The sequence below is a fragment of the Natronoarchaeum philippinense genome (assembly GCF_900215575.1).
GTDB lineage: Archaea > Halobacteriota > Halobacteria > Halobacteriales > Natronoarchaeaceae > Natronoarchaeum > Natronoarchaeum philippinense.
On the sequence record NZ_OBEJ01000001.1, the window covers coordinates 223,509 to 244,502 of the forward strand.

16 protein-coding genes are annotated in these 20,994 nt (G+C 67.5%); 5 read left to right on the forward strand and 11 right to left on the reverse strand.

Annotated features, from left to right (window positions below):
• Window positions 1–24 precede the first annotated feature (24 nt).
• Both CRO01_RS01205 and CRO01_RS01210 read left to right on the forward strand, forming a co-directional pair.
• Window positions 25–2,856, forward strand: a complete 2,832-nt coding sequence (locus CRO01_RS01205) for an oligosaccharyl transferase, archaeosortase A system-associated (protein WP_097007302.1) — start codon at window positions 25–27, stop codon at window positions 2,854–2,856.
• Between the two features lie 83 nt (window positions 2,857–2,939).
• Window positions 2,940–3,977 (forward strand): DUF368 domain-containing protein, encoded by a 1,038-nt coding sequence (locus tag CRO01_RS01210; RefSeq protein WP_097007303.1) that lies wholly within the window; start codon window positions 2,940–2,942, stop codon window positions 3,975–3,977.
• A 31-nt stretch (window positions 3,978–4,008) separates the two neighbouring features.
• Here CRO01_RS01210 and CRO01_RS01215 read toward each other — a convergent pair whose 3' ends face one another.
• The 4 genes from CRO01_RS01215 to glpA form a co-directional block, all read right to left on the reverse strand.
• Window positions 4,009–5,160 carry a Cdc6/Cdc18 family protein gene (locus CRO01_RS01215; RefSeq protein ID WP_097007304.1) on the reverse strand — a complete coding sequence of 384 codons (1,152 nt, stop codon included), beginning with the start codon at window positions 5,158–5,160 and terminating at the stop codon, window positions 4,009–4,011.
• 16 nt (window positions 5,161–5,176) lie between these two features.
• The gene (locus tag CRO01_RS01220) at window positions 5,177–6,514 is read right to left on the reverse strand and encodes an anaerobic glycerol-3-phosphate dehydrogenase subunit C (RefSeq protein ID WP_097007305.1); all 1,338 of its coding nucleotides are present in this window, start codon (window positions 6,512–6,514) and stop codon (window positions 5,177–5,179) included.
• Window positions 6,515–6,583: 69 nt separating this feature from the next.
• The gene (gene glpB, locus CRO01_RS01225) at window positions 6,584–7,882 is read right to left on the reverse strand and encodes a glycerol-3-phosphate dehydrogenase subunit GlpB (protein ID WP_097008292.1); all 1,299 of its coding nucleotides are present in this window, start codon (window positions 7,880–7,882) and stop codon (window positions 6,584–6,586) included.
• Complete coding sequence (glpA, locus tag CRO01_RS01230; protein ID WP_097007306.1) at window positions 7,872–9,641, reverse strand: anaerobic glycerol-3-phosphate dehydrogenase subunit GlpA; 1,770 nt, start codon at window positions 9,639–9,641, stop codon at window positions 7,872–7,874. Before glpA ends, glpB begins: the two co-directional genes overlap by 11 nt.
• A gap of 255 nt (window positions 9,642–9,896) precedes the next feature.
• Between glpA and glpK the strand changes: the two genes are divergently transcribed.
• Window positions 9,897–11,435, forward strand: a complete 1,539-nt coding sequence (gene glpK / locus CRO01_RS01235; RefSeq protein WP_097007307.1) for a glycerol kinase GlpK — start codon at window positions 9,897–9,899, stop codon at window positions 11,433–11,435.
• 2 nt (window positions 11,436–11,437) lie between these two features.
• On the forward strand, window positions 11,438–12,502 hold the full coding sequence (locus CRO01_RS01240; protein ID WP_179747363.1) for a hypothetical protein: 1,065 nt from the start codon (window positions 11,438–11,440) through the stop codon (window positions 12,500–12,502).
• A gap of 72 nt (window positions 12,503–12,574) precedes the next feature.
• Here the strand turns inward: CRO01_RS01240 and bcp are convergent, their stop codons facing one another.
• From bcp to priS, 7 genes are all read right to left on the reverse strand, one after another.
• Entirely contained in the window at window positions 12,575–13,045 is a 471-nt protein-coding gene (bcp, locus tag CRO01_RS01245; protein WP_097007308.1) for a thioredoxin-dependent thiol peroxidase, read from the reverse strand.
• Window positions 13,046–13,139: 94 nt separating this feature from the next.
• Entirely contained in the window at window positions 13,140–13,718 is a 579-nt protein-coding gene (locus CRO01_RS01250; protein ID WP_097007309.1) for a plastocyanin/azurin family copper-binding protein, read from the reverse strand.
• A complete protein-coding gene (locus CRO01_RS01255; protein ID WP_097007310.1) occupies window positions 13,715–14,338 on the reverse strand; it encodes a hypothetical protein in 624 nt (207 codons plus the stop codon). Before CRO01_RS01255 ends, CRO01_RS01250 begins: the two co-directional genes overlap by 4 nt.
• Window positions 14,335–15,180, reverse strand: a complete 846-nt coding sequence (locus tag CRO01_RS16855) for a 2Fe-2S iron-sulfur cluster-binding protein (protein WP_245838480.1) — start codon at window positions 15,178–15,180, stop codon at window positions 14,335–14,337. The genes CRO01_RS01255 and CRO01_RS16855 overlap by 4 nt, the downstream gene beginning before the upstream one ends.
• Window positions 15,180–16,745, reverse strand: coding sequence for a methyl-accepting chemotaxis protein (locus CRO01_RS01265; protein WP_097007311.1), 1,566 nt, complete (start codon window positions 16,743–16,745; stop codon window positions 15,180–15,182). Before CRO01_RS01265 ends, CRO01_RS16855 begins: the two co-directional genes overlap by 1 nt.
• Before the next feature lie 168 nt (window positions 16,746–16,913).
• Window positions 16,914–17,903, reverse strand: coding sequence for a DNA replication complex subunit Gins51 (locus CRO01_RS01270; protein WP_097007312.1), 990 nt, complete (start codon window positions 17,901–17,903; stop codon window positions 16,914–16,916).
• Window positions 17,900–19,108: a DNA primase small subunit PriS gene (gene priS / locus CRO01_RS01275; protein ID WP_097007313.1), complete on the reverse strand. Its 1,209-nt coding sequence runs from the start codon at window positions 19,106–19,108 to the stop codon at window positions 17,900–17,902. Before priS ends, CRO01_RS01270 begins: the two co-directional genes overlap by 4 nt.
• Before the next feature lie 297 nt (window positions 19,109–19,405).
• Here priS and CRO01_RS01280 point away from each other — a divergent pair, with 297 nt between their 5' ends.
• The gene (locus CRO01_RS01280) at window positions 19,406–20,947 is read left to right on the forward strand and encodes a hypothetical protein (protein WP_097007314.1); all 1,542 of its coding nucleotides are present in this window, start codon (window positions 19,406–19,408) and stop codon (window positions 20,945–20,947) included.
• Window positions 20,948–20,994: the final 47 nt, after the last annotated feature.

Below are 20,994 nucleotides of genomic sequence, written 5' to 3' on the forward strand. Positions count from 1 at the left end.
TCCGTATGGGACTGGTCCTTGGTGATGAGTACGGACACGGAACAGGTCGGCGTCGGATCCACGGAGTCCGTCGTCGATCTCGCCCAGCGTTGGTATCACGTCCCCGCGCTGGCTGTGATGATGCTGTACATGCTGTGGGTGCGGTTCCAGTCGTACGGCGCTGTCGTCCGGGACAGCGCGGTGTACTTCATTGGAAACGACGCCTACTACCACTACCGCGAGACGATGTTCGCGGTCAAAAACTGGCTCTCGACGATGCCGTTCGATCCGTGGACGCAGTTCCCCTTCGGCACGTCGACGGGTCAGTTCGGGACGCTGTTCGACCAGTTGATCGCCGCCGGCATTCTCGTCCTCGGACTGGGATCGCCCAGCGACCGACAGGCCGCGATCGCCTTTGCGGTCGCTCCCGCCGTGATCGGCACCCTCTGTGCGGTGCCGGTCTACTACCTCGGCAAGCGCCTGAGCGACCGCCTCGGCGGGCTCTTTGCCGTCCTCGTGCTGGCGCTGCTGCCCGGGCAGTTCCTGTTGCGCTCGGTCGTCGGCTTCACCGACCACCACGTCGGTGAGGTGCTGTTCCAGACGATCGCAGTGCTGGCGATGATGGTCGCCGTGACCGTCGCCGAGCGCGAAAAGCCCGTCTTCGAGCAGTTCCGCGACGGCGACTGGGGCGGCCTGCGCGAGACGATCAAGTGGAGCGCGCTCGCCGGCCTCGCGCTGGCGCTGTACCTCTGGACGTGGCCGCCCGGCGTCGTGCTGGTCGGCGTCTTCGGCGCCTTCTTCGCCGTGGCGCTGTCGATCGACGTGGTCCACGGTCGCAGCCCCGAACACGTCGCCATCGTCGGCGCGCTCAGTCTCACTATCGGCGCCGTGTTGCTCCTCCCGATGGTCGAGGCGTTCACCTTCGGCTCCCCGACGACGATGTCGCTGCTCCACGTCTCGCTGGCGCTCGCGGTCGCGCTCGGCTGCGTGTTCCTCGCGTGGCTCGCACGCCAGTGGGACCAACAGGGCCGCGATCCCCAGAGCTACCCGCTCACCGTCGGCGCGATCGGCGTCGCCGCCATCGTCGTCGGCAGTTTCGTCGTTCCCGGCGTCGTCGATACGGTCTGGCAACAGATGGAACGCGCACTGTTGCTCGGCCAGTCCGACGCGACGCTGACGATTCAGGAGGCACAGACGACGCTGTCGCAGCCCGGCGGCGCGATGGCCTTCATGTTCCGGAACTACGGATTCACCTACGTCGTCGCCATCATCGGCTTCGGCTGGATGACGCTCGGTTCGCTGTCGATGCCCGACCGCTACCGCTCCGAGCATCTGCTCGTTGCGGTCTGGGCCGTGTTCGTGACGCTGATGGCGCTCTCGCAGGTTCGATTCCACTACTACCTCGCGGCGGTCGTGGCGGTGCTCAACGCCGTCGCGCTGCGGGGCGTATTCAGTCTGCTCGGCATCCCCTCGTTCGACCGCGCCAAGGAGGTCGAAACGTATCAGGTGCTTGCGATCGCGGCGGCGATCGTCCTGATCGTGTTCCCGATCGCGGTGTCGTTCGGCGCTGGTGGCGCGACGGCTTACCAGCAGGCCAACGCCCGCCAGCCCGGGAGCGTGACGACGTGGGACGACAGCCTCGACTGGATGAGCGAGAACACGCCCGAACCCGGTACCTACGGCGGTGCGGACTCCGAGTTCGCCTACTACGGAAGCTACTCCGAGACGAACGACTACCAGTACCCCGACGGTGCCTACGGCGTCATGTCGTGGTGGGACTACGGCCACTGGATCACCGTCGAGGGCGAACGACCCGCGGTCGCCAACCCGTTCCAGCAGGGCGCCCGCACCGCGAGCGCGTTCTTCCAAGCCCAGTCCGAAGAGCGTGCGAACCTGCTGCTAGATGCCCTCCCCGCCGCACAGGAGACTGACGAGCGGATCGGCGAGATGTCGACGGCCGAACTCCGCGAACTCGTCAACTCGACGAGCGAGCAACAGCAGAGCGAAGACACTCGGTACGTGATGATCGACGACCAGATGGCCGGCGAGAAGTTCTGGGCAATTACCCAATGGACATCGCCGCCGGATGTTGACGGTATGATGCGCCCCGGTACTGGACAGTACGACAATTCGATGATCAGTGAGTTGTACTTCCAAGATGCTAACGGACTAAGCAACTATCGACTTGTTCATGAGAATGAACGCTTCTCCGTAGTCGGGAATATCCCCACGCGGGGCGGAGGCCAAACGTGGGCTACGAGTGGACCATTCGCTCAAGGCTGGAATGCGACAGGTCAGACTCGACTAAGTCTCTTGCAATCCGGTCTAAATGCTGATGTTGAGTCAACGGTCAAGACCTACGAGCGCGTCGACGGTGCGACGCTGACGGGCGAGGCCGCGCCGAACCAGACCGTGATCGCGGCGGTCGAGTTGGAGACCAACGCCAACCGGCCGTTCCTCTACACGCAGTCGGTCCAGACGGGCGAGGACGGCACGTTCTCGATCACCGTGCCCTACGCGACGAACGACGAACTGGGCCCCGCTGACGGCTACACCGACAGCGCGGTCAACGCGACGACGAGCTACTCCATCGTCGCCGGCGACAACGTCTCCCGTTCCGACTACCAGCGCGACGGCTGGAACCAGAACGCGAGCATCTCGCTCGAAGGAACGACGAACGTCTCCGAGTCGGCCGTTGTCGACGGCGAGTCGGTGCAGGTCGACCTCGGCGAGTACGACGGCGGCAACGCCAGCGACGGCGGGAACCAGACCGACGGCTCCGGCTCCGACGCGGACGGCACCGACGGCTCCGGTTCCGACGGCGGTAACACGACCGCTGACCTCGAACCGGTCGCCCGTCCGGCCCTGAGCGCGTAACGACGCCGTAGCCGATCTCTTTTCGGTCGCGGTAGTCCGACGACAGGAACGGTTTTCCGTTCGCTCGCTCAACACACGAGTACATGCGACGCTGGCTCTCGATCTACCTCAAGGGCATTTTCATGGGTTCTGCAGACATCGTCCCCGGCGTTTCCGGCGGGACGATCGCGCTGATCACCGGCATCTACGAGCGACTCATCGCCGCAATCACGAACGCGGACCCGCGGCTACTCCGCCACGCGCTGCGGCCGCACGACGCCGAGTCGCGGGCCGCTCTCGCCGACGGGCTCCGCGAGATGGACATCGGCTTCCTGCTCGCGCTCGGCGCCGGCATCGCCACGGCAATCGTGGGGGCCTCCCAGATCGTCGGTGCGGTCGCCGAGTCCTACCCGGGGCTCACCGCTGCTTTCTTCGTCGGTTTGATCGGCGCCTCAGCCGTCGTACTGGCCCGGCAGGTGTCGGTCGACGACGCCGAGACGGCGCTGATCGTCGCCGTCGGCATCACGCTCGCGGGGAGCATGGCGTTTCTCGGCGGGAGTTCGGCGCCCCACGCGCTCCCGCTCGTGTTTCTGGCCGGGATGGTCGCGGTGAGCGCGACGATCCTCCCGGGGGTTTCTGGCGCCTTCTTCCTGCTGGTGCTCGGCCAGTATTACTTCATGCTCGACGCGCTGACCGCCTTTCTGGACGCGCTCGTCGGGCTGGCGTCCGGCGGCGGCGTCGCGGCGCTGCTCGATTCCGGCGTCGTCGTCGTGACCTTCTGCTCGGGCGCGCTCGTCGGCGTGCTCTCGATCGCCCACGCGGTCAAGTGGGCGCTCGACCACCACCGGCAGCGGACGCTCGCTTTTCTCGTGGCGCTGATGATCGGCGGCGTGCTCGTTCCCGGTCGCGACGTTGCGAGCCACGTCACCGAAGCGGGCGGCGGCGCCGCGACCGCCAGCGCCGCGCTGGCGGCGCTCGCAGTCGCCGGCGTCGGGGCGGCCGCGGTGCTGGCGATCGATCACTACACCGACGATCTGGACTACGCCGAGGACGACGACGCGGGCCGCCGCGCTCGCGACGGCGAGGACAACGACTCCCAAGACGATCGCCAGCCGCGGTTTGACGCCGCTTCGGAGGAGTGAGGACAGCCGCGATCTGACGCCGCGCTGACCGCTACAGCCGCGATCGCTGTTCGAGCCGCTCGAACACCAGCGTCGGGAACTGCGGCACGACTCGGGTCGGCGTCCGACCGTTTCCGCAGTCGCCTTCGATCGCTTTGCGGGACAGCAGCCCGACTTCGGCGAGTTCGTAGAGATATCGCTGGACGGTGCTCGGCGAGAGATCGGTCCGTTCTCCGACCGCCTCCGCGGCGTCGCTGATCGGACGCTCGTGTCCGTCGACCCGAAGCAGTTCGGACAGCACGGTCCGCCGGTTTTCCGGCAGCGCGAGCACTTGGCCGATCTGTGCGCAGTTGTCGGGGACAGCGTCGATGCCCACATCCACGTCGCGCTCGCGGATCCGGTCGGCGCCGTCCCGGTCGGCGCTGATCGCGGCGCCAAACAGCGCGGCGAGCGCGTCGTGGGCGTCGCCATCGGCCCAGTCGGCGATCCGGCGGGCGTCGTCGTGAGCCAGCGCGCCGTTGGTGAGTCCGTACGAGCCGCGTTCGGTGAGCAGATCGACCAATGCGTGCGACCGGTAGGCCGGCACCTCGACGGTCCGGCCGTCCCAGTCGTCTCGCGGTTCCTCGCCGACGATCACCAGCGCCGTGCCCGCCGCCACCGGTTCCAGCAGCGACCGCACGTCGGCGACGCCGTCGTCGGTCTCCGAGAGATGATCGACGGCGACGACGATGGCGCTCGAATGCTCTGCGACCACGTCGGCCAAGCGCTCGCGGAGCTCGTCGGTGCCGACGCCACGGCGCGGCACCGGATTGTGGGAGACGGTGTCAAGGATGGCGTGATAGTACTGGAACTCGCTGTCGGCGCGGCGCGCGTCGACGTAGGCAAACTGCGCCGTGGCATCGCCGCTTCCCCGGGTCGACGTCCAGATCGAGTTGTCGCTCCGGCCCAAACTCTCGTTGAGTTGGGCGAACAGCGCCGTCAGGATCGCCGATTTCCCGCTGCCCCGCGGGCCACAGACGGCGAGGTCGTCGGGGCATTCGCCGTCGAACACCGGGTCGAGCGCATCGAGTATCTGCTCCATGACCGATCCCCGGCCGACCGGTTCCGGGAGGTGGACGGCGGGGTTGAGTGCGCTCTCGTCGACGACGAGGCCGCCGCTCGTCGTCGTCTCCAGTCGTCGCGCGATGCGCTCGCTGAGTTCCATCTGGAGGGAGTTGGGATTAGGGGCGTGATGTGTCTTCCGAGACGAGCGCGGCGTCGAGCACCTCCAGCGGGTGTTTGATCTCGTAGCCCGTCCCGTGGCCCATCTGCATCGCACACGTGGGACACTCCGTCATTCCCACGTCGCCCTCGGCCGATTCCATGTGATCGAACATCTCCTCGCCGATCTGCATCGAGAGATCGTACTTCTCGACTTTCCAGCCGTAGGTGCCCGAGATGCCCGAGCAGGAGTCGCCAACGTCCTCGGCGTCGACGCCGTCGATACGGTCGATCATCTCGATGGCCTGCCCGTCGAGCCCCTGGTTGCGGGCGTGACACGGCGCGTGGTAGGCCAGATCGGGGAAGTCGACTTCCGTGCCCTCCAGTTCGCTCGCCAGATCCTCGTGGATCCGGAGGTACTCCAAGGCCTCGTAGGTGTGTTCGGCAACGTCGTCGATCCCGTGGATGTCGAACAGTTCGGGGTACTCCTGACGCAGCGACAACGAGCAGGAGGTACAGGAGGCGATCACGTCCGCGCCCTCGCCGATCGCAGCGACGAGGTTCTCGACGTTGGTCTCGGCGTGGCGCCGCGCGTCGTCTAACATCCCGTTGGCGAACATCGGCGTCCCCGAGCAGCCCTGCTCGGGCACCATGACCTCGTAGCCGAACTCCTCGAAGACCTCCACCATCGCCTTGCCGACCTCGGGGGTGTTGTAGTTCGAGTAACAGCCGTGGAAGTAGGCCACGCGCTTGTCGGGGTTGTGGACCTGCGCGCCGCCGCGCTCGGTCCACCACTCGCGGAACGTCTGCTCGGCGAACTCGGGGAACTCGCGTTCGGACGTGACGCCCAAGACCTTCTCGCCGGCCCACTGGGTGACGCTCAGGCCGGTGACGAAGTTGGCCAGCCGAGGAACCTTGCTCGCCAGTCCGGCGAAGAAGTTGTAGTTCGAGAGGATGCGGTTGCGGACGTACTCCTGTGAGAGCTTGTCCATCTGATTCTCGACGTACTCCCCTCTGGCGGTGTTGTGCATCTGGCTCAGGGGAACGTCGGAGGGACAGGCGCTGTCACAGCGCATGCAGTTCGAGCATTTATCGATCGAGTCGTCGATGTCTTGGTCCTCTTTGCGCTTGAGGCGCCACTGTTCGGGCCCTTGGAACTTCGGCCCGGGGAAGTCGTCGTCGACCTCGGCGACCGGGCAGTTCGTATCGCAGGTCGAGCACTTGTAACAGTCGTCGGAACCGGGACGGAGGTCCATCTCCTCGGTCTCGGGGAACACCTGCACCGGCTCGAACTCGTCGTCGCCGGTCGTCGAGTCGGTCGTCACGTCGAAATCGTCGGAAGTTTCTGCATCACTCATTGGAAATCACCTCGGTGGGCCGACCGCCTGCAACTCGGACGCGACGGCGTCGACCCGCGGTCGTCTGTCTCACGCGCGATCACCCGCTTCGGAACCGGCGGCGTAGCCCGTCGCCAGCGAGATGCCCGAGCCGGATTTCTCGGCAGCGAAGTCGTAGCCGCCGACGACCGCGCCGGCGGCCCGGAGGTTCTCGTAAGCCGGTTCGTCGTCGGCGTCGAGCGGCCGGGTCTCGCGGTCGATCGGGACGCCAAAACGCGCGAAGGGGTGGTCGTCGAACGCGCCCTCCTCGAACCAGTCGTAGCGGTCCTCGGGCTGGGGGACCGGCAAGTCGAAAATCGGCTCGTAGACGCGCTCGCGGTCCGACTGGATGCCTTTCCCCACGAGCCCGCCGGTGGCGAGCACGTACTGCTCGGCGCGGTAGGGGACCCGGCTGGCGGTGTGCTCGGCGATCACGCGATCGACGCGGTCGCCGTCGGCCTCGAAGTCGACGACGGGGTTGCCGGTCGTCACGCGCACGCCGGCGTCTTCTAAGGCCTCGAACAGCATATCCGAGAGGCGCATCCCGGGGAGACTTGGCGGCCCCATCGGCACCTCGAACACCTCGGCGCCGAGCAGGTCCGACAGCGCCTCCCGCACCTCGGCGGGGTGGTCGTCGCCGAGGATCGCGGGGAAGCCGACGCGCTCGTGACCGCTGAGACGCTCCTCGACGCGCTCGGCGAGGGCCTGCCGGACCGGCCGCGACCGGCCGTCGACCTCGACGGCGTCGTTCCGATCGAGCAGGTGTGCGTACCGGGTCAGCTTGGCGTCGTCGCGCAGATCACCGGGGAACTCGATCGTCGCGCCCCGCACGTCGAAGGGGACGCCGGCGGCGCGGAGATGATCCGCGGCGACCAGCGCGTCGAACCCCGGCACCGATTTGAAGCCGACGAAGAAGGCGTCGCGGTCGTCGCTGGCAACCCCTGCGGCCGCGCTAGCGGGATACCGCGCGGTCGGCTTGACCGCGCCGCCGTGGGTCGGCACCAGCGCGTTGCGGTCGGTGTGGCCGCCGACGTAGGCGTCGCCGACGACATCGTCGAACAGGTCCAGCCCCGCTCGGACCGCGCCGGCGCCGACGCGCTCGTAGGGGTGGCCCTCCGGGACTTCCTCGATGGCCTCGAAGGGATCGACGATCGGCTCTGTTCGGCTCGCATCGTCGTCGGCGTCGGCCGGGTGGTAACCGAGCACGTCGATCAGCCCGCTGGCCTGCCGGAGCGTGCTCTGTTTGTGCGCGATCAGGCGCACGTCAGCGCCCGTCTCGCGGGCCGCGAGTGCGGACGCGACGGCGGCGACGCCGCCGCCGATCACCAGCACGTCGTTTTCAATTGCCATGCTCCCCTCCGTCGACTGGCCGACCGGACCCATCCGTCGCGCGCGACATGCTGTCGCCGGTCCCCTCGCCGCTCGACGCCGCGGCGTCCGGACGCCCGGCGTCGAACGCCGAGAAGTCGACCGACGTTCCCGTGCGCGCGGGATCGGCGTCGGCGTTGATCGTCGTCGCGTGGAGGGCGTAGTTGAGCATCGCTTGGGAGAGCTGTTCGCCCCACAGCGCGTGGCGCTCGCCCTTCCAGCGCTCTTGGAACAGTTCGTCGTAGGCGTCCCGCACCGACTGTTCGTCGTAGCGCGGCGAGAGTTCCTGTGCCATGCCGAGCGAGCAGAAGCCGCCCTGACAGTTGCCCATCGACGCGCGGGTGCGGATCCGGACGGCGTTGAGGTCGGTTCCCGACTGGTCGATCGCGTCCTGAATTTCCGCGCGGGTGACGCCTTCGCACTCGCAGATCACCGGGTTGGGCTCGCCGATGTCGAGCACTTCTTCGGCGCGACTGCCCAGCCGCTGGGTGCTCCGGCGGGCGACCGGCGAGCGCAGCCCGAACCGGTCCATAGCGTCTTCGAGTGCCATGGGATCCTCGCTGCCCGGCAGTGGCTCGTCGGCGGTGCGACAGCGCGCGCGGACGCCGAGCTTCTCGCAGACGTGATCGGAGATCTGTTCGGCCATCATCCGGTAGGTGGTGAACTTCCCGCCGACGATGGAGGACATCCCCGGCAGGTCGTCGCGCTCGTCGTGGTCCAGCAGGAAGAAATCGCGCGTGATGTCGGTCGGGTCCTCGGTGCCGGTGCCCGGCGGCTCGTACAGCGGCCGGACGCCCCAGAACGAGCGCACGGTGCGGGCCTCCGAGAGGATCGGCACCAGTTCGGTGAGCGTGTCGATCATCATGTCGACTTCCCACTGCTCTTCGGGGTAGTCCTCGGGATCTTCGACCTCCTCGTCGGTCGTTCCGAGGATCGCCGTCGTCTCGTGGGGCACCACGATGTCGGCGTCGCCCTTCGGTCGGCACCGGTTGATCACCGTGTCGACCTGCCGGGCGTTCATCACGACCATCACGCCCTTCGAGGGTCGGACCTCGACGTCGACGCCGGCCATCTCCCCCAGTTGGCCGGCCCACGCGCCCGTCGCGTTGACGACGTAATCGGCGTGGAACTCCTCGGTCGTCCCCGGCGTGGCGTGCTCGCGCTTGCCCGGCCCGCTCTCGTGGCGGACCTCGACGCCCGAAACCTCCCCGTCATCGACGAGCACGTCGATCACCTCGGCGTGGGTTTCGATGCGCGCGCCGTGGTTCTCGGCGCTGACCGCGTTGGCGACACAGAGGCGGAACGGGTCGATCGCGCCGTCGGGCACGTGTATCGCGCGCTTGATGTCTTTGGCGAGGTAGGGCTCGACTTCTCGGGCCTCCTCGGGTGAAAGCACCTCCGCGGGAATGTCACACTCCCGACATCCCTCCAGTTTCTCCCGGAAATACTCGTCGCTATCCTCGGGCCGCTGGACGAACAGCCCGCCGGTCATCTCGACGCAGTGGCTCGCTATGTCGCGTAAGACTCTGTTTTCCTCGATACATTCCTTGGCGCTGGCTTGGTCCGAGACGGCGTATCGCCCCCCGCTGTGGAGCAGGCCGTGCATGCGCCCCGTCGTCCCGTGCGTGAGGTTCCCTTTCTCGACGAGGACGACATCGACTCCGCGCATCGCCAAGTCGCGGGCGATGCCAGTGCCGGTCGACCCACCGCCGATGACGAGGACCTCGGTACTGGTTGGCATTCGTCTTATGTATGGTATAGCCCGTCCCACTTCACTTTACCGCTATTCCGAGTTATCTGGTAAAGATCAGACGATCGAACGAAATCTGTTCCTCAAAAAAGAATCGCCCGGTATATTTCGACTACTACCACCGTAAGGAACCCGTTATTGGAAACATTTATAATGAATGTGGCTTATGTTTACTGCTAACGCGCTACTGGCGGTAAACAGTGGCGTGCGACCGGACCACACCGCTCCGGCAGAACCCATCCAACCATGGCAACCAACACCTACGTCGGCGCCGTCGATCAAGGCACGACCGGCACGCGATTCATGGTGTTCGACCACGGCGGGCAGGTCGTGGCGAACGCCTACGAGAAGCACGAACAGATCTATCCCGAACCCGGCTGGGTCGAGCACGACCCGCGGGAAATCTGGGAGAACACCAAGGACGTCATCACGCAGGCGCTAGATCAGGCTGACATCGAGGCCGACCAGCTCGCCGCGATCGGCGTCACCAACCAGCGCGAGACGACGCTGCTGTGGGACGCCGACACCGGGCGACCGGTCCACAACGCCATCGTCTGGCAGGACCGCCGGACGACCGATCGGATCGAACAGCTCCAAGACGAGGGCAAGGCCGACGACGTGCAGGCCAAGACGGGGCTGGAACCCGACGCGTACTTCTCGGCGACGAAGGCGGAGTGGCTGCTCGACAACGCCGATCCGATCAAGACCGAGCGAGCCAGACCTGCGGACGTCCGGGAGCGCGCCGAGGAGGGCGAGATCCTCTTTGGAACGATCGACACGTGGGTGATCTACAATCTGACGGGCAATCACATCACCGACGTGACGAACGCGTCCCGGACGATGCTCTTTGACATCCACGACATGGAGTGGGACGACGAGCTCTTAGAGGAGTTCGACGTGCCGCGAGAGATGCTGCCCGAAGTGCGCCCGTCCAGCGACGAGGACCTGTACGGCCACACCGATGACGACGGGTTCCTCGGCGCCGAAGTTCCCGTTGCGGGCGCGCTGGGCGACCAGCAGGCCGCGCTGTTCGGCCAGACCTGCTTCGACGCCGGCGACGCGAAGAACACCTACGGGACCGGGTCGTTCTTCCTGATGAACACCGGGAACGAGGCCGTCGAGAGCGAACACGGCCTGCTGACGACGGTCGGTTTCCAGCGATCGGGCGAGCCCGTCCAGTACGCGCTGGAGGGTGCGATCTTCATCACCGGCGCCGCGATCGAGTGGCTCGAAGACATGGACCTCATCGAGGACGCCGCCGAGACTGCCGAACTCGCGCGCAGCGTCGACTCGACCGACGGCGTCTACTTCGTCCCGGCGTTTACCGGGCTGGGCGCACCCCATTGGGACCAGCGCGCACGCGGAACGATCCTCGGGATGACTCGCGGAACCCGCAAGGAACACGTCGTCCGGGCGACCTTAGAGTCGATCGCCTACCAGACCCGCGACGTGGCCGAGGCGATGGAGGCCGACAGCGGCATCGACATGCAGTCGCTGCGGGTCGACGGCGGAGCGGTCAAGAACAACTTCCTCTGTCAGCTCCAGTCCGACATCATCGACACGGACATCGCGCGCCCGCAGGTCGACGAGACCACGGCGCTAGGATCGGCCTACGCCGCCGGGCTCGCCGTGGGCTACTGGGAGACCGCCGACGAACTCCGCGACAACTGGCAGGTCGACCGCGAGTTCGAGCCAGAGGCCGCCGGCGAGTACGAGGACAAGTACGACCGCTGGTCGGAGGCCGTCGAGCGCTCACTCGACTGGGCGCGCGACGGAGGTGACTGAGCATGACGCTGGAACTGGCCGTCATGCAGGTGCCCGTGATCGGCCTCGGCTGGGAGCACTTCCTCGTGCTCGTGCTCGCGGCCGCGGCCGGCGGCGCGTTCGGTGCCGCCATCGGCGCGCTGCCTTCGTTCGTCTTCACGGGCTTCGTCGTCCTACTTGGCGAAGGGCTAGCGGCGCTGGCCGGCGCGGGCTCGGAGTTCACCGAACTCGGCGGTGCAGACTTGGCATCCGGCGTCACCGGCACCATCGGTTTCGGTCCGGTGACGGGACCCCACGTCGCCTTCGCCGGCGGCGTCGCGGCGACATCGTACGCCGGAATGCGCTACGGCGAGATGGAGCCCGCCGACTGGGATTACCACTTCGGGAAGAACATCCTCTACGCGTTCGGTACCAAGCCGGACATCCTCGGTGTGGGTGCCATCTTCGGCGTTCTCGGCATGCTGATCGTCCGGACGTTCAACGGTCTCGGACTACCGTTCGACACCATCGCCTTCGCCGTGTTCGCTACTGCGCTGCTCGCGCGGCCGGTGTTCGGCTACCCGTTGATCGGCAGTCCGGCCGGGAGCGGCTACCTCGACATGACGCCGTTCGAGCGCGAAGAAGAACGGGGTGACGGCAGCGGTCGACTCTCGGTCGAGCCGTGGCTCCCCCAGCAGTACACGTGGAGCGGCGTCACGACGATCGGCCTCGTCGGCGGCGCGCTGGGCGGCTGGACGTGGATCATGACGGGCAGTATCTTCATGGCCTACGGCATCTCGGCGGCCAGCCTGCTGTTCCTGAACCTCGGCGTCGAGAACTTCCCAGTCACCCACCACATCACGCTCGGCGGATCGACGTTCGCCGTCGTCGCGGCGGGCGCGACCGGCAGTGAACTGGCTGTGATGATCGCCGCAATCTTCGGCGGCGTCGTCGGCTCGCTGCTGGCCGAAGTCACACAGCGGATCGCCTACGCCCACTCGGGCACTCACGTCGACCCGCCCGCGATGTCGATCTTCCTCTACACGCTTGCGATCGGCGTACTCTACCTGATCGGCGTACTGCCCAACTCGGGCTACCTCGGGCTGTGAGCACGGGACGCCGACCGCTCCGCTGACGCTTTTCCTCTGTTCGTGCGGTTCGCCCGGTGCCGTTTTCTCCGGTCACTGCGCGCCGTCGTCCGACAGCTCCGCGAGCAACTCCTCGGCGTGGCCCTCGGGATCGACGCCCTCGTAGACCGCCGCAATCTGGCCCGACTCGTCGACGACGTACGTGTTGCGGAACACGCCGTCGAACGTGTTTCCGAACATGTTCTTCTCGCCGTAGGAGTCGTAGGCGTCTGCGACCTCGCCGGACTCGTCGGACAGCAGCGTGATCGGCAGGTCGTGTTTTTCGGCGAAACCGGCCAGATCCTCGACCGGATCGTCGCTGATCCCGACGACTGCAACGTCTCGGTCCTCGAATTCCTCGTAGGCGTCCCGGAAGCTACAGGCCTCGGTGGTACAGCCCGGCGTGTCCGCGCGGGGGTAGAAGTAGACGACGACACGCTGTCCCGCGAACTCCGAAAGAGACCTCGGTTCGCCGTGCTGGTCTGGCAGTTCGAACTCCGGGGCGTCCGCACCGATTTCGAGCATACCCTCCCCGAGAGCACCGAGAGCAAAACCGGTTTTGCTTGTCGAGATCGAGACGCTGCGGGCGCCGCACTCGACGCCGTAGAGCACTCTCACGTCACCGAACCGTGAACGAACCTTCCATCCCGAGCGTCTGGTGGGGCGCACAGAAGAACTCGTAGTCGCCCGTCGCCTCGAACGTGTGGCTGTGCTCGTTTCCTTCTGCGTAGGTGTCCGACGCCGATCCAGGGGTGCCGTCCCAAGTCGATTCGTCCGGCTTCGATCGGACTCGAACGTTGTGCCCGCTGGCCCGCCACACCCAGCGCACCGTGTCGCCGCGCTCTATCTCGAACGTCGAGGGCTCGAACCGGAAGCCGTCGGGGGCGACCTCGACAACGAGATCGGGCTCGGACGGCGAGTCGTCGCTGCTCCCATCGGACGCTCCGCCCGTCTCACCGGGTTCGTCGCCAGCCTCGTCACCTCCCCCATCGGTCTCGTTCCCGCCGGTCGACGCCGACGGGTCGTCGGTGTCGCCAGCGCCGCCGTCGGAAGTGGGTGCAGCGGACTTGTTCGCAGGCTCGCCGCCCGGTTCCCACGGGTTCGAGAGACAGCCCGCAAGACTCCCTGCAAGCCCCGTCGCTGCGAGCCGAAGTGCTGTACGTCGGTCGGTCGTGTCGCCGTCGGTCTGGTCGGTCATGGATTTCGGGCAGTCGTCGAAGCGGCGTCATCGGTCGGAGTGGCATCGTCAGTTGCAGCCATAGCCGGCGGAGCCGTGTAGGCGTCCACGAGCAGCGGACCGGCGTGCACGACGCCGGTCAGCAGAAAGATGATGCCGCCAGTCGCCGCCGGAAACACCACCGCGGCGGCCAGCACCAGTAGACTCGACGCGCTACCGGCCGCGTACGCCAGCCGGTTTCGGCCGCGGGCGAGGATCGCCGTGAGCGCGAACCCGAGGGCGAACGCCACCATCCAAGGGTGCCACAGCGCGTAGCGCGCGACCGACCGCGGCGCGACGCCGAGCACCACCGAGAGGTTGACGGCGATTGCGGCGCCGACGAGTCCGGACCAGACCCACAGCGGGGGACTGTACCGCACCGCCCGCGACGCGACGGTCAGGCCCACGGCTGCCATCAGCAGCGTCGCCCCGAGCCAGCCCAGCACGATCGCGGTCGTCCCCGCGACGCCGACCGCGCCGAGGACGACGCCGGGGTTCCACGCGACGTACTGCGTCGCCGCCCAGCCGATCGCGCCCAGCAGCGCCCCGAGAACGAGAAACGGGCTCGTATCGACGCCGTCGTGGAGGTCGGCGGCGCTCATCGATCGCCCTCCGTGTCGCTCGAAGCCGAAGCGTCGTCTTCGGCGACGTGCTGGCCGAACACGCCGTCGTGCTTGACGACCGAAACGTCGCCCTGCACGGTCGTCCGGCAAGACAGTCGCAGATCGTCCTCGCCCGAGTGGGGCGGCAGTTCGAGACGCCGGCGCTCGCGTTCGGAGGGCTCGTCAACGTCGCCACAGACCTCGACTGCGCAGGTCCCACACAGTCCGTTCCCGCCGCAGTTGGCCACTTGCGAAACGTCGTTGTACGGCGACCGTCCCTCGACCCGGAGCAACACGTCCCGAAGCGTGGCTCCCTCCTCACACGTGATCGCCCGGCCGTCGAACTCGACCGTCGGCCGGCGCTGAAACGCCGGGCTCTCGCCGACGTACACCATGTCTACCGCGGCGATCAACCAACAGTCCTCGTGCTCGCCCGTCGACTGGCGTTCGAGCACGATCTCGTAGGTTCGGTCCTCTCCGTCGGTCGAGCGGGCGAGCACCTTCTGGACAGCCCGATCGCCGTCGGTGTCGATCGGCCCGCGTTCGACGGTGTCGGCGGCGACCAGCGGGCGGTAGATCGGGTTCGTCATCGCGGCGGCCACGCCCTCGAAGTCGCCGTGGCGGCGTCGAAACGCCGGCGCGGCGAACGCAAACAGCGTCCGCAGCACTCGATCCTGTGCTCCCTGTTCGTCCGACGCGTCGGCCGAGTCGGTGCTCCCGATCGTGCTGGTTTGGGCCTCGACAACCTGCTCGGGCGTCAGCTCCGGGGCTGGCCCTTGTGGGTCATCGTCTGACCCCCCGGCGGCCGCATCGTCCCGAAGTTCGACCCCGTCCTCGGTCATCAGGCGGCACCTCGTCGTCGCGTCGCATCAGTCGCTTGTCCGACCGTGAACGCGTCGAGGCGCTCGTCGAGATCGTCGGCGGCCGCCGACAACCGTTCGATGCGCCTGTTCACCGCGTCGATGGCCGACCGCTGTTCGTGAGTGCGCTCTGCGACCTCGCCCGCCTCCTCGGCGGTTGCTTCGCCGATCTGGCGTACCTGTTCGACCGCGTGAGCGACCTCTTGGGCGCGGTCGGCTTGCCGGTCGGTCGCGTCGTCGATCTCTTCGACGCCGACTCTCGTGTCCTCGACGGCCGTCTCGACGTCTTCCAGCGCGTCGAACGCGGTCTCGATCGTCTCGGCACCCCGCTCGACAGCAGTCTCAGTCTCGCGGATGCCAGCCAGCGCCGCCTCGGTCTGTGCCTCCAGCGACTCGACGAGTCCGTCGATCTCGTCGGCCGCATCGCCGGTGTCGTCCGCGAGCTTCTTGATCCGGCTGCTGATGATGTGGGCGGCATCGCCGCCAGAGGAGCGTGCGGACTCGATCTGGGCGTTGATGGCGATCTTGTTCGAACGCTTTGCCATCTCGGCGATCCTGTCGGTCGTCTCGCTGATGTCGTCCATCATCTCGTGGAGCGCGGCCACGTCTGCGACCGACCGATCGGTCTGCTCGCGGATCGCGTCGAGTTCGCCCAGCGCCTCCTCGGCGGCGGCGCCGCCCTCACGGGTCGTCCGAGCGGCGCGCTCGGACCGCTTCGCAACGGCGTCGGCTTCGCCGGCGATCTCCTCGATGCTGGCCGACAGGTCGCCGGTCGCCGCCGCCGTCCGGTCGACCCGCCGATGCTGTTCGGAGACTCCGTCGCTGATCGATTCGGTCGAGGCGACGATATCGGCCGCGGCGGTCCGGGCGCTCTGGACGCTATCGGCGGTCGCGGTCGCGGCCTCCGAGACGGTCCGGCTGAACGACCGCACCTCGCCGACGAGCCGCTCGGTTCTGTCCATCATCGAGTTGAAGTTAAGCGCCATCGCGTCGAACTGGGGGATGTCGGTGTCTTCGTCCATGCGCCGCGTGAGATCCCCGCGCTCGCAGGCCGCGAGCGTCCGCGACTGGGACGTTGCGACCGATGCCAGATCTCGGTTGAGCGACTCGACCGCGTCGACTTGTGCGTCCAGTTCGTTCCGGAGTTCGGCGACGTTCCACGAGAGTCGGCCGATCTCGTCGTCTCGGTCGATCTCGAACTCGCCGTCGAAGCGACCGCGCTCGACGACCGCCTGCGTCCGACTGTCCAGCGTTCGGAGCCCGCCGACGATCGACTGACGGACCGCAGCGAGCGCGAACGCTTCGGTCGTGACGAACACGCCCAACAGCAACACGGCCCCGCCGAAAACGGCGTCCGCTTGTGCCGTCGTCGCCGCCAGCCGCGTCGTCACCCACCAGACTGCGCCGGTGAGCAGCAGTAACACTAGCCCGGCGAGTGCGAGGCCGACTGCGAGCAACTGTCCGGTGATACTTGTCCGCGGATCGACTTGCCGTCTGACTTCAGGAGCCAGATCTCTGGCGAGCGCGCGTGAAAAGGCAACTGGCATACGATCGCTGCGTACCTCGCACTAAAGAGGATATTTCAGATTCTCTCCCAAATTCGACGGAACTTCCGCTACATTCCGGGTTCTTGGGATCCCGATCGATCTTGCCTCTGCGCTACGCTGACGTTTGGATGCGCCGCTGTGCGATCGATGCGATTCCCGAAAAAGTCCTCAGTCGAGCCGTTCAGCGGCGTCGCGCTGGACCAGCGGCTCGACGTTCGTCTCCGGCAGCGTAACCACGTCCTCGGTGGTCAGCTCGTACTCCCTGTCGTCGACGCCGAGAATCTCGCCCACGTCCTGCGTGATGCGGACCGTCGCGCGGTCGGCGTCCGGTTCGTCGTCGAACGTCGGGGCGTCCGGCCCTCCATCGCCTGTTGACGCCGCCGAAGCATCGCCGTCTGCCGGCTCATTCACCCCACCGTCGCTCGACGCCGCGTCGGGGCCGTCGTCGCTCGGGGGCTCGGCTGGCGGTTCGCCGGGATTCGAGGCGTCCGATGTCGATGCGCCGGGTGCTGCGGCGTCTGTCGTGGATCCGTCAGCGGACGCGGGCGACGCGTCGGACGCCGTCGGCGTGTTGTCGCCGTCGGGGCCGGATCCCATCAGGTCGGCCGCGTTGACCGACGACGCCTCGCCCGTCGGCCGGTCACTCGGCGGTTCGGGGTCGGCTGGTTGCTCGGCTGCGTCGGGCGACGCGTCGGCGTCGTTCCGGTCTCCCGAAGCGCCGTCGTCGTCGCCTCGCTCCGGCGGGACGGCGTCCTCGTCTCCCCCGTCGACCTCGCCGGCCAGCACGTCGAGGACGTGGGCCTTGTTCGTCTCGATCCGGTCGACCAGATCCTCGAACAGATCCTGTTCCTCGGCGGTCAGGCCCTCGTCGTCGGCGGGCATTCCGGCCGCGGCGATACTGGCGCGCTTGACGAGTTTGCCCATCCGGCGCTCGTAGATCGCTTCGACGACTTCCTCGGCCGTCTCGATTTCGTCGGTGAGCCGGCCGACTTCCGGCGAGGAGAAGGGGTCGTCGGCGCGCTCGGCGGCCCGGTCGCGCTCGTCCTTTAGCTGCTCGACGTAGTCTCCGACATCCGAATAAAACGACTCCCGGAGGTGCTGGAGGCTGTCTTTCTGGCGCTCCTTGCTCTGGACGGATCGAAGGTCGTCGAGATTCATTCTTTCTCCTTTTCGGCGTGGCCGCGGGCCATCAGATAGACGCCCACGTGTTCAGGTACTGTCTGTGCACCCGGCTCGATTGTAAAGCTATCGCCACCCAGACTGATCGTCGCGCTGTCCTGTGTCCCGCCCGGCATCTCCTCGGTGCCGGTTACGTCGACGCGGATCTGCTGGCCGACGAACTGCTCGGTGACGGCGTCGTCGAGCGGCCGGAATCCGGCTAACTCGTCGCGGTCGATCCGCAGCACGCGCAGGCCGGTGCCGCCGTGGAGGCTACCGGGCAAGCGGATCAATCGGTTGGTGTCGGTCGTGACCGGCTCGTCGATCGGCGCGCTCTCGGCGTCGAGCACGTCCTCGGCGAGGATGCGCGCGAGTTGGAAGACGGCGGGATGCACGTCCACGTTGCCCGCCTCGATCTGCTGGCGGTTGTTCCGCGCCGCGGTCAGCGCGCCACGGGCTTTCCCCTCGCCGATGCCGTCGAACTCCTGCAGTCGTTCGAGCGCGTCCTCCTCGGGGAGGTCGAGCAACTCGTCGACGAACGTGGTGAGCCGGCGGTGGACGCGTCGACTCCAGCCGCCGTCGGTGACCAGCGAGCGCTTGTGCGCTGGGCTCGACCGGCCGGCGGTGCCGCCGACGGCTTCCTGTTCGATCAGGTGCTCGAACTCCACGTCGATGCCTCGGACGTAGTCGACGATCTCGCGGCGCTGTTCGCGGTCCAGTTCGCGGACGCCGTCGTCGCGGACGTGGACGTGATAGCCACGGCCGCCCGAGAACACCACCGTCAGATCCTCGAAGCCGAAGTCGGTTTCGAGGATGTCGAGCAGGCGGAGCAAGGCGTCCTTACAGGTCGCCAGCATCTCCTCGTAGCTGTCCTCGCTCGGCGTCACGCCGGGCAGGTGGTCGGCGTCGAGGTCGAACACGAGATCGGAACTGCGCCACCCCTTCGAGCCCATCGTGTCCGAACTCGGATCGTCGTACCGGCCGGCCGAGAAGTAGACGTGACGCGGGCGTTTGCGCGCCAGAAACTCGTCGAGCGCACCCAGATCGAGCAGCGATTTGTGCCGGACCATCGTCGTGCCGGACCCGGCGGTCCACGGGATAAAGCCCCACTCTCGGAGGTTTGCGTCCGGCGGCGGCGCTATCGAGGTCCGTCTGTAGTAGTCGCGGAACCTGCCCCGCAGGTACGCTCGGGTGCGCTCCTCCATCGGATCACTTCGTAGGCATCGGGGGGTCGTTAAGGTAACGCTACAATCCGCACACTGGATCGTGGCTCCGGTATGGCTGACCATACCGCTCGGCAGCTTCTGCAATCGCCCGGTACCAACTGTCATGGCCGTTTGGACGCCGACGGCGGGGTCGATTCGACGCCGTCGAGTAACAAGACGTTACCGCCGACGCGTTTCGATCGGCAGCCACCGGCCCGAAGCGCCGTCGAGCAGCCGCTTTCCCACCGCGTCGTTTGGCCCTGTATAACTAACGCTGGACGGTTCATGTGCCCGGACATGGGTCAGGGGACGGAGAACGATCGCGGGGCTACCCGCCGGCAGTGGCTGGGCCTACTCGCCGCCGGCGGGATCACCGCGCTGGGGACGGCGCTGATCATCACCGGCGTGCAGGTATCGCCGACCACGGGCGACGACAACGAGAGCGAGGGCGACAACGAGACGACGCCGGCGCCGTCGGCGCTGTCGGTCGCGTGGGACGGCACCTACGGCACCGGGCCGAGCGCGTTCACCGCGGCGGCCAGCCAGCGACGGCTTCCCGAGGCGCCGTCTGCTGGGGGCAATGCATCCGCCGGTGGCAACGCCTCGGCAACGAACGCTTCCGCGACCAACGCGAGCGCACAAAACGGGACGCAATCGGATGCGCCCGATGTTGGCGGCCCCGTCGCAGTCGGCGGCGTCCGGACGACGGAGCAGGGGATGGGACAGGGGTGGTTGCTCGGTGTCGAAGGGCCCGAGTCGACGACGTTCGAGGCGGGGTTTGCGCCCGGCCGGGCCGGCGACGCGTTCGACGCCGTCGAGAGCGTGATTCCCGCGGGCGACGGCTGGGCGGTCGTCGGCTGGACGCACGACCCGGCCAGCGACGGTGCCGACGCCGCCGACAGCAAGTACCCTTGGATCGTCAGAGTCGGCCCCGACGGCGACCAGCGCTGGCAGGAGACCTACCCTCGTCCGAACGTCGACTCCAATCGCGACGTGTTCCACGACGGCGTCCGGACGCCCGACGGCGGCTTTCTGCTGACCGGCGTCACGCTCGGAGAGACGTTCGACGACACCCGGCGCGGCGACGGCTGGCTGGCGCGCGTCGACGCACAGGGGCAACTACGTTGGCAGCAGACCTACGCCTCCGGCGGCGCCAACAACGCCGATTGGTCCGACGACGAGCGATACGACGCGTTCACGACGATCCGCGCCATCGAGGGGGGCTACCTGCTCGCCGGCGCGTCGACGCCGCAGGGCACCTCCGACACCAACCCCGCTGACGGTTGGGTCGTTGCAGTCGACAGTTCGGGCGCCCGGCAGTGGTCGTCGACCTACGAGTTCGCCAGCGAGGACGCCGACGCGACCGATCTGTCCATCGCCGACGTGCGCCCGGCCGGCGACGGCTACCTCGCGGTCGGCACCGCCGGGAGCTACGAGTACATCCGATCGATCCGCGAGAACCAACTCGCCGGCGACGGCTGGATCGCCAGGCTGGACGCCGAGGGCGGCGTCAGGTGGAAGCGTACGCTCACCGACGCCGCGCTCCGGACGGCCACGCCGGCCGGCGACGCGGGACGAATCGTGGCAGGGAGCCGCGCCAGCCAGCCGTGGGTGGGCCTGCTCGGCGCCGACGGCGAACTCATCGAGGAACTGACGCTCCAGACCGTCGACGGCGTCGTCTCGTCGGCGGCGACCCGCGACGACGGCGCCGTCGTGCTGGCCGGCCGGCGCGACGACGGCGAGACGCCAGTGGCGTTTATTACGCAACTCGCGCCGCCCTCGAACGGCTCGACCGGTGGCGACGGGTCGGGCGGTTCCGGAAACGACGGCGGGAACTGAACCACGCTTTTGACGACGCCGCGTGGCGTCCGCCGCAGGCCGCCCAC

Excerpts from the sequence above, each read along its gene's own strand:
- CRO01_RS01280 (WP_097007314.1), top strand. The coding sequence starts at position 19,406 with ATGGGTCAGGGGACGGAGAACGATCGCGGGGCTACCCGCCGGCAGTGG.
- priS (WP_097007313.1), bottom strand. The coding sequence starts at position 19,108 with ATGGAGGAGCGCACCCGAGCGTACCTGCGGGGCAGGTTCCGCGACTAC.
- bcp (WP_097007308.1), bottom strand. The coding sequence starts at position 13,045 with ATGCTCGAAATCGGTGCGGACGCCCCGGAGTTCGAACTGCCAGACCAG.
- CRO01_RS01255 (WP_097007310.1), bottom strand. The coding sequence starts at position 14,338 with ATGAGCGCCGCCGACCTCCACGACGGCGTCGATACGAGCCCGTTTCTC.
- CRO01_RS01220 (WP_097007305.1), bottom strand. The coding sequence starts at position 6,514 with ATGAGTGATGCAGAAACTTCCGACGATTTCGACGTGACGACCGACTCG.
- CRO01_RS01265 (WP_097007311.1), bottom strand. The coding sequence starts at position 16,745 with ATGCCAGTTGCCTTTTCACGCGCGCTCGCCAGAGATCTGGCTCCTGAA.
- CRO01_RS01210 (WP_097007303.1), top strand. The coding sequence starts at position 2,940 with ATGCGACGCTGGCTCTCGATCTACCTCAAGGGCATTTTCATGGGTTCT.
- glpA (WP_097007306.1), bottom strand. The coding sequence starts at position 9,641 with ATGCCAACCAGTACCGAGGTCCTCGTCATCGGCGGTGGGTCGACCGGC.
- glpB (WP_097008292.1), bottom strand. The coding sequence starts at position 7,882 with ATGGCAATTGAAAACGACGTGCTGGTGATCGGCGGCGGCGTCGCCGCC.
- CRO01_RS01270 (WP_097007312.1), bottom strand. The coding sequence starts at position 17,903 with ATGAATCTCGACGACCTTCGATCCGTCCAGAGCAAGGAGCGCCAGAAA.
- CRO01_RS16855 (WP_245838480.1), bottom strand. The coding sequence starts at position 15,180 with ATGACCGAGGACGGGGTCGAACTTCGGGACGATGCGGCCGCCGGGGGG.
- glpK (WP_097007307.1), top strand. The coding sequence starts at position 9,897 with ATGGCAACCAACACCTACGTCGGCGCCGTCGATCAAGGCACGACCGGC.
- CRO01_RS01240 (WP_179747363.1), top strand. The coding sequence starts at position 11,438 with ATGACGCTGGAACTGGCCGTCATGCAGGTGCCCGTGATCGGCCTCGGC.
- CRO01_RS01215 (WP_097007304.1), bottom strand. The coding sequence starts at position 5,160 with ATGGAACTCAGCGAGCGCATCGCGCGACGACTGGAGACGACGACGAGC.
- CRO01_RS01250 (WP_097007309.1), bottom strand. The coding sequence starts at position 13,718 with ATGACCGACCAGACCGACGGCGACACGACCGACCGACGTACAGCACTT.
- CRO01_RS01205 (WP_097007302.1), top strand. The coding sequence starts at position 25 with ATGAGTACGGACACGGAACAGGTCGGCGTCGGATCCACGGAGTCCGTC.